7 protein-coding genes are annotated in these 6,287 nt (G+C 39.6%); all 7 read left to right on the top strand.

Annotation, left to right across the window (positions count from 1 at the left end):
• On the top strand, nt 1-426 hold a 426-nt coding region (locus EWV84_RS03050), incomplete at its 5' end, for an RNA-guided endonuclease InsQ/TnpB family protein (protein ID WP_287076378.1).
• Nucleotides 427-546: 120 nt separating this feature from the next.
• Nucleotides 547-1,188 carry a hypothetical protein gene (locus EWV84_RS03045; RefSeq protein ID WP_287076376.1) on the top strand — a complete coding sequence of 214 codons (642 nt, stop codon included), beginning with the start codon at nt 547-549 and terminating at the stop codon, nt 1,186-1,188.
• 276 nt (nt 1,189-1,464) lie between these two features.
• On the top strand, nt 1,465-1,923 hold the full coding sequence (locus EWV84_RS03040) for a hypothetical protein (protein ID WP_287076374.1): 459 nt from the start codon (nt 1,465-1,467) through the stop codon (nt 1,921-1,923).
• A 324-nt stretch (nt 1,924-2,247) separates the two neighbouring features.
• Nucleotides 2,248-3,366 (top strand): CDP-glucose 4,6-dehydratase, encoded by a 1,119-nt coding sequence (gene rfbG / locus EWV84_RS03035; protein ID WP_287076371.1) that lies wholly within the window; start codon nt 2,248-2,250, stop codon nt 3,364-3,366.
• A gap of 74 nt (nt 3,367-3,440) precedes the next feature.
• Nucleotides 3,441-4,778 (top strand): lipopolysaccharide biosynthesis protein RfbH, encoded by a 1,338-nt coding sequence (gene rfbH / locus EWV84_RS03030; protein WP_287076369.1) that lies wholly within the window; start codon nt 3,441-3,443, stop codon nt 4,776-4,778.
• Nucleotides 4,779-4,865: 87 nt separating this feature from the next.
• On the top strand, nt 4,866-5,411 hold the full coding sequence (locus tag EWV84_RS03025; RefSeq protein ID WP_287076367.1) for a hypothetical protein: 546 nt from the start codon (nt 4,866-4,868) through the stop codon (nt 5,409-5,411).
• Nucleotides 5,412-5,462: 51 nt separating this feature from the next.
• Nucleotides 5,463-6,185, top strand: a complete 723-nt coding sequence (locus tag EWV84_RS03020) for a hypothetical protein (RefSeq protein ID WP_287076365.1) — start codon at nt 5,463-5,465, stop codon at nt 6,183-6,185.
• Nucleotides 6,186-6,287: the final 102 nt, after the last annotated feature.

Genomic DNA, 6,287 nt, shown 5'->3' with positions numbered 1-6,287 from the left:
ACCACTCAATTAGTTCGTGAAAACCAAACGATTGTGGTTGAGAATTTAGCCGTCAAGAATCTGGTCAAAAACTCGAAATTATCTCAGGCAATATCTGACGTTAGTTGGGGAGAAATAACCCGACAATTAGCCTATAAATGCCGTTGGTATGGGATAAATTACCTCGAAATAGATAGATGGTTTCCCAGTTCTAAGCGGTGTAGTAATTGCGGGTATATTGCTGAGAAAATGCCGTTAAATGTTCGAGAATGGGACTGTCCAAGCTGTGGGACGCACCATGACCGAGATGTTAACGCTAGTAAAAACATTTTGGCCGCAGGACTTGCGGTGTCAGTCCGGGTCGCGACCATAAGACCAGAACAGAGTAAAACTGTGGCGGCAGGTGCGGAACCCCGCAAGGGAAAGAAGCAGAAACCCAAATCGTGAGGTTTGGGAATCACCGTCCGTAAACGGACGGTGAGGATGTCAATGACAGATAATCAATCCTTTAATAGCAGGAGGCACTAAGTGGACATAGTAAATTCAATACATATCCAGATTAGGAAAATGCTCAAACAGCAATCAAAAATTGATGGCAGATTTTTGGTAGTTGCTGCACTCTTAGGATATTTTGGGTTGTTGTATCTAGCTAATTTTTTTGTTCCCTATCACAAGTTTTGGTGGAGACTTGGGGTTCCTGCGGCTGAAAACCCTTTTATCGATCTTGCCGCCGTATTAGGTGCTTTTGATTGTGATCGATTGACTGGCGAAGTTTCCCTAGCAAATAATTCCTGCTTCACCCAAATAGCTTATCCTAGTAGTTGGTCTTTATTAACTTGGCTAGGTTTAGAGCAGCGCAATACTATATTTTTAGGAGTTTTCTTTGCTTTAATTTTTTATGTGATAACTTTAATCATCATTGGCAGATTAAATTATCAAGAAGCTGTAGTTTATGCCCTAATTTTATGCTCACCACCGGTAATGCTTTTAGTCGAACGTGGCAACGTAGATATTGTTATCTATTCTTGGCTTGGTGTCGCACTAATGATAATTAAGAATAGCCGAGCATTAATTTTTAGGTTGTGTGCCTATTTATTAATATTTTTTTGGGGGGTTATTAAACTATTTCCAATTTTCGGTCTGTCGGTAATTTTTAAAGAGAAAAGAAATCTATTTCTGTTCTTGGCGGCTATTTTTACCACTGTGTGAAAACGAAGCCTATACTGATAGTTTCTTCGGCAAAATAGTCGTAAAAGTCTTTCTCAGTCAACGTTTCACGATTCCATAAGCAAAAATTATCACACAAAGTCGAGAAGAGCCGCTAGTATAGGGGAGATTAAAACTATCTCAAGCATTCATGATGGGAGGATTTGGTATAGTTTTGGCTATAAAGTCCTCTTTGGTGCAGTCAAATATATTCTATCAAGGCTTACTAGCGGCGAAACTGATATTAAAGAGAAGCTCAAATATATGATGTATATAATTATGATTTTATATACTATGTCAATCTTAACCAGAGTTTTATTGTCGAAATTTAAATTTTTTAAAGAATGGCTTAGTTCGGATTTTGTCTCAACCGATTCGGACAAATCTTTAGATAAAAGTCGATACATTGATTACTTCCGTCTTGCGGTAGCAATTCATTTAGGAAATTTTCTTGTTATTGGTATGCTTTATGATTACAAATTAACTTTTCTCATCTTTGCCCTTCCTCAAATCTTGGATTGGATTAAGCAAGAAAATCAATTAAGCTTGCCTTCCAGTATGGCTTTAGTCGCTATGGTGGCAACCTTTTACGCAAGTCCATTCTTATATCCTTGGTTAGTTGATGAAATGATCAATTGGCTCTTAGCTGCCAATTTATTATACATTTCACTTCTCTCTATGCCTGAATGGCTAAAAAGTTTAGTCCATAAGAGATTGTCTGGCAAATTTTCCGTATAAAAGTTTAACCACAGTCTATATATAGCAAAACCAAATGAATTGTAAAATCCCCTTAACCAATTGACATCCTCGGTCAAGTTCATGTATAGTAGCTCCCAAAGATTTAGGGTGATGGGTTTAAGCCTTCACGAAGACTCTTTTCAGGGATTACTTGCACAAGGCTGTTGAAATTAACTGAAAACCCAGTATAGCGAGTCTAATTGACTTGTGAACAATAATAGCTCCCCTCTCCTTCCGGGACGAGCCTGATGGGTTTTGGCAGTGCATGGATACTTATCGAGAAATGGAAATGCTCAATCACCTTGATGACACTGGACAAGCTAGATGGAAAATATGGTAAAGAAAGCATTTTGGCCGGGCAAAAAAGTCTTTATTACTGGTCATACCGGCTTTAAGGGGTCTTGGCTGGCGTTTTGGTTACTCCATCTGGGGGCAGAGGTCAAAGGCCTCAGTTTAGCCCCCAATACCACCCCGGCCTTATTTGAGCAATTGGACTTGGCTCAAAACCTGAGCCACCATATAGGAGATATTCGAGAGGCTGAGTTAGTGGCTCGTTTAATCGCTTCATGGCAACCGGATGTAGTCTTTCATTTAGCGGCACAACCCTTAGTGCGGCTTTCTTATCTTGAGTCGGTGGAAACATGGCACACAAATGTTATGGGGACTATTCACGTTTTAGAAGCCCTCAAAAGCCTGACTCATCCCTGTGCCGCCGTGTTTATTACTAGCGATAAGTGCTATGAGAATCGGGAATGGGTCTATGGTTATCGGGAAAATGACCCCTTAGGGGGTTATGATCCCTATAGTTCTAGCAAAGCGGGGGCGGAATTGGCGATCGCATCTTGGCGAAATTCCTTCTTTAAAACCCCTCAAACCGCCATCGGCATTGCCAGCGCCAGGGCCGGAAATGTCATCGGTGGAGGAGATTGGTCTCTAGATCGGATTGTACCCGATGCGATGCGGGCTTTGATCAAGTCGGAAGCGATTCCCGTGCGGAACCCTTTAGCGACTCGCCCTTGGCAGCACGTTTTAGAGCCTTTAGGGGGCTATTTACGGTTAGCTGAGTCGATTTATGTGCAGTTGATGACAGCTAATTGGCAGCAAGACAGCCGGGGGTTATATGGGGCGTTCAATTTCGGTCCGTCTCTGACTTCTAATCGTCCAGTTAAAGAGTTAGTTGAGTCTATCTTACAACTTTGGCCAGGGACTTGGCTCGATCAAAGTGATCCGAATGCTGTTCATGAGGCTAAATTGCTTAATCTAGTCACAGATAAGGCTTTCCATAGCCTAAAATGGCAACCCGTCTGGGATTTTCGACAAACCCTCAAGGAAACGGTGACTTGGTATTATCAAGCGGCTCAAATGGACTCTGAAGATAAAGCACAATTCCAAGACCTTACTCGCCAACAAATCGAATATTATCAAAGTTGTCTGACCGATTAGCGAACTCAAGGTTGATAAGGATACAAATTAAGTAATCATTAAGTTCAAATTTCTCCCCTGAAAGGAAATTAACCATGACTCAATCTATTTCTCCCCCCAGTACAACCACCGAAGCAGAGCTGCGAGAGCAAGTCTTTCAATCTGTACAAGAATACTATAAACACAAATTTCAACCCCGGGCTTTTGTGGCGGGGCAAACCTATGTTCCGGTTTCCGGCAAGGTATTTGATGAGCAAGAATTAGTCAAATTAGTCGATTCTTCCCTAGATTTCTGGCTCACGACGGGCAGATATGCCGCAGAATTCGAGGAACGTTTTGCCCAGTGGATGGGGGTAAAACATTGTTTATTAGTCAATTCCGGCTCTTCAGCGAATTTAGTGGCCTTAAGTGCCTTAACTTCTCCTAAATTGGGAGAAAAGCAACTTAAACCGGGGGATGAGGTGATTACTGTTGCCGCAGGTTTCCCGACTACAGTTAATCCCATCTTTCAAAATCAGCTAATTCCCGTCTTTTTAGACGTTAAACTACCCGGTTATGACCTCGACATCGATCAGCTGGAATCGGCCCTGTCAGAGAAGACTAAAGCGATTATGATCGCCCATACCTTGGGAAACCCGTTCAATTTAGAGGCGGTGATGGCTTTTGCCGAAAAACATGACCTTTGGGTAGTGGAGGATAACTGTGATGCGGTGGGAAGTCTCTATAAAGGGCAAAAAACTGGCACCTTTGGGCATTTAGCAACGGTTAGCTTTTATCCCGCCCATCACATGACTATGGGAGAAGGTGGCGCGGTTTTAACCAGTGATACCCGCTTGAAAAAGATTGTCGAATCTTTCCGCGACTGGGGCCGAGATTGCTGGTGTCCTCCGGGGGTAGATAATACCTGTAATAAACGCTTCGGTTGGCAGTTAGGAGAGTTGCCCTTTGGCTATGACCATAAGTACACCTATTCTCATGTGGGTTATAACCTGAAGATGACGGATATGCAAGCGGCTGTCGGGGTAGCCCAACTGGATAAATTGCCGGAATTTATCAAAAAGCGCCGGGAAAATTTCGACTTTTTGCATCAAAAATTACAAGACTTACAAGATGTCTTAGTTCTGCCCGAAGCCAGCCCCCATTCTGAACCGAGTTGGTTTGGCTTTCCTATCTTAGTTAGGGAAGATGCGCCTTTTAGCCGTAATGATTTAGTTAAATATTTGGAGGAAAAACGCATCGGCACAAGGCTATTATTTGGGGGTAATTTACTGCGACAACCTCTGTATCAAGGATTAAATTATCGGGTAATAGGAGACTTGTCTAATGCAGATAAAATCATGGAAGGAGTCTTCTGGATTGGGGTATTTCCTGGATTAACCAAGGAGATGTTAGAGTATGTAGCCGAAACTATGAGAGCATTTTGTAGGAGTTAACACAAGCTCAAGCCGACAATTCTGCCGTCAGAATTGTCAATAATTATCAATAATACTTCAAATTAAATTAGATAAATGAACAAAAATATGATTGATCAATGGCTCAAAGGAGTAGGTGCGTTCCTACTTATTTTTATCGATGTAAATTATCTTCTTACCACAAGATTTGGCAGATTGAAAGGAAATGAAAGGTATGAAGCAATGTGGTATCTATTTATTTTGATTTCAATTATTGTTTTACCTATATTCTTGGGTAAAGTTTTGAACTATTTTAGTTCTATTTTATCAAAAATAATCAATAATTGGCAAGTCACAAATCAAAGTCGTAATCTTGAGTTTTTAATTTCGTGGGGACTTGGTCTTGTTTTCAACACGATAGCAATTCAAAGGCTCTTTACCCAAGGAACTGCTGAAAGTCTCAGGTTATATATGAAACCTGAGATGTCATACAATTGGCGTGAACTGACAACCTATTTATCAAACTTGAATTTTTTGGTGCTAATTCCAGTAGCATTAATTTTAACAGTTTGTGTGATAATTTTTGCTTATGGAATCGTGAAATGCTTATCGGGCAAGACTTTTAGGGCTATTTTGCGGATATTCTATCAGTATAGACCTCGTTTCCACACATAAACCAGAAGAGCCTTACATTTATTTTCTCTTCGTAAATTTTTGAGAACATTATTGATTGAGAATATAATTTTTATTGGAGTTTTGGTGACGGTGACATCAGTTGCTTGGAGTCTGGTTTATACTGATAAATCGAACTACCATTTTAATTTAGTTCTTTTCCCCTTAGCGGCCATTAATAGTGATTCCCCTTTTATTCCCCTTGTTGACGATGGATTTAAAAGTGTATATGGTGGATATTATCTTTGGCTTGGCCTACTATCACGATTAATGGGAAATAGTCTATGGTCTATTAAAATTGTTGTGTGTAGTTTAATTGCTCTTCAGATTCTTCTTTACTATTTAATAGTTAAAGCTATCTACAAAAATCCATTGATCAGAATTTTGGTATTTATTAGCTGCCTATTTTGGAGTTATTTTCATGGTAAGGTAGTAAGCCAAGATTTATACTTTCAATATTTTCCTTTAAGAACTTTATTTCCTTGTCTTTTGCTGGTAACTTTGTTGTATATATCTGAAAGAAAATTTCTCGATAAAGCTACTTTTTCCATTGGATTTTTAACAATTAACTTACGAGATTTGCTTCTAGATTTTATAGTGGCAATGGCTCTATTAAGTAATTTTGATTCTGGTATATCTGTCTTGATTATGTATTTCTTTATTTACATTTGGAATGAGTTTAAAATAGATGGTTTTAGCGCAAAAAACATGATTAAAAAATTAACGGGATTTAGTATAAATTTTATAATTATCATTTTCATAATTAGGGTCTGCTGAATAAATCTAAAAACCTTGTTGGGTAAGACTTTTAGACTTTTTGTCAATCAAAAAGTACCAGGCATGGGAGTGATCAGGGGGAAAATTCAGGTACTTTTTCCC

Origin of the sequence: Microcystis sp. M_QC_C_20170808_M3Col (assembly GCF_007095505.1) — a bacterium.
Classification (GTDB): domain Bacteria; phylum Cyanobacteriota; class Cyanobacteriia; order Cyanobacteriales; family Microcystaceae; genus Microcystis.
This window is presented reverse-complemented; position numbering and strand designations above follow the sequence as displayed.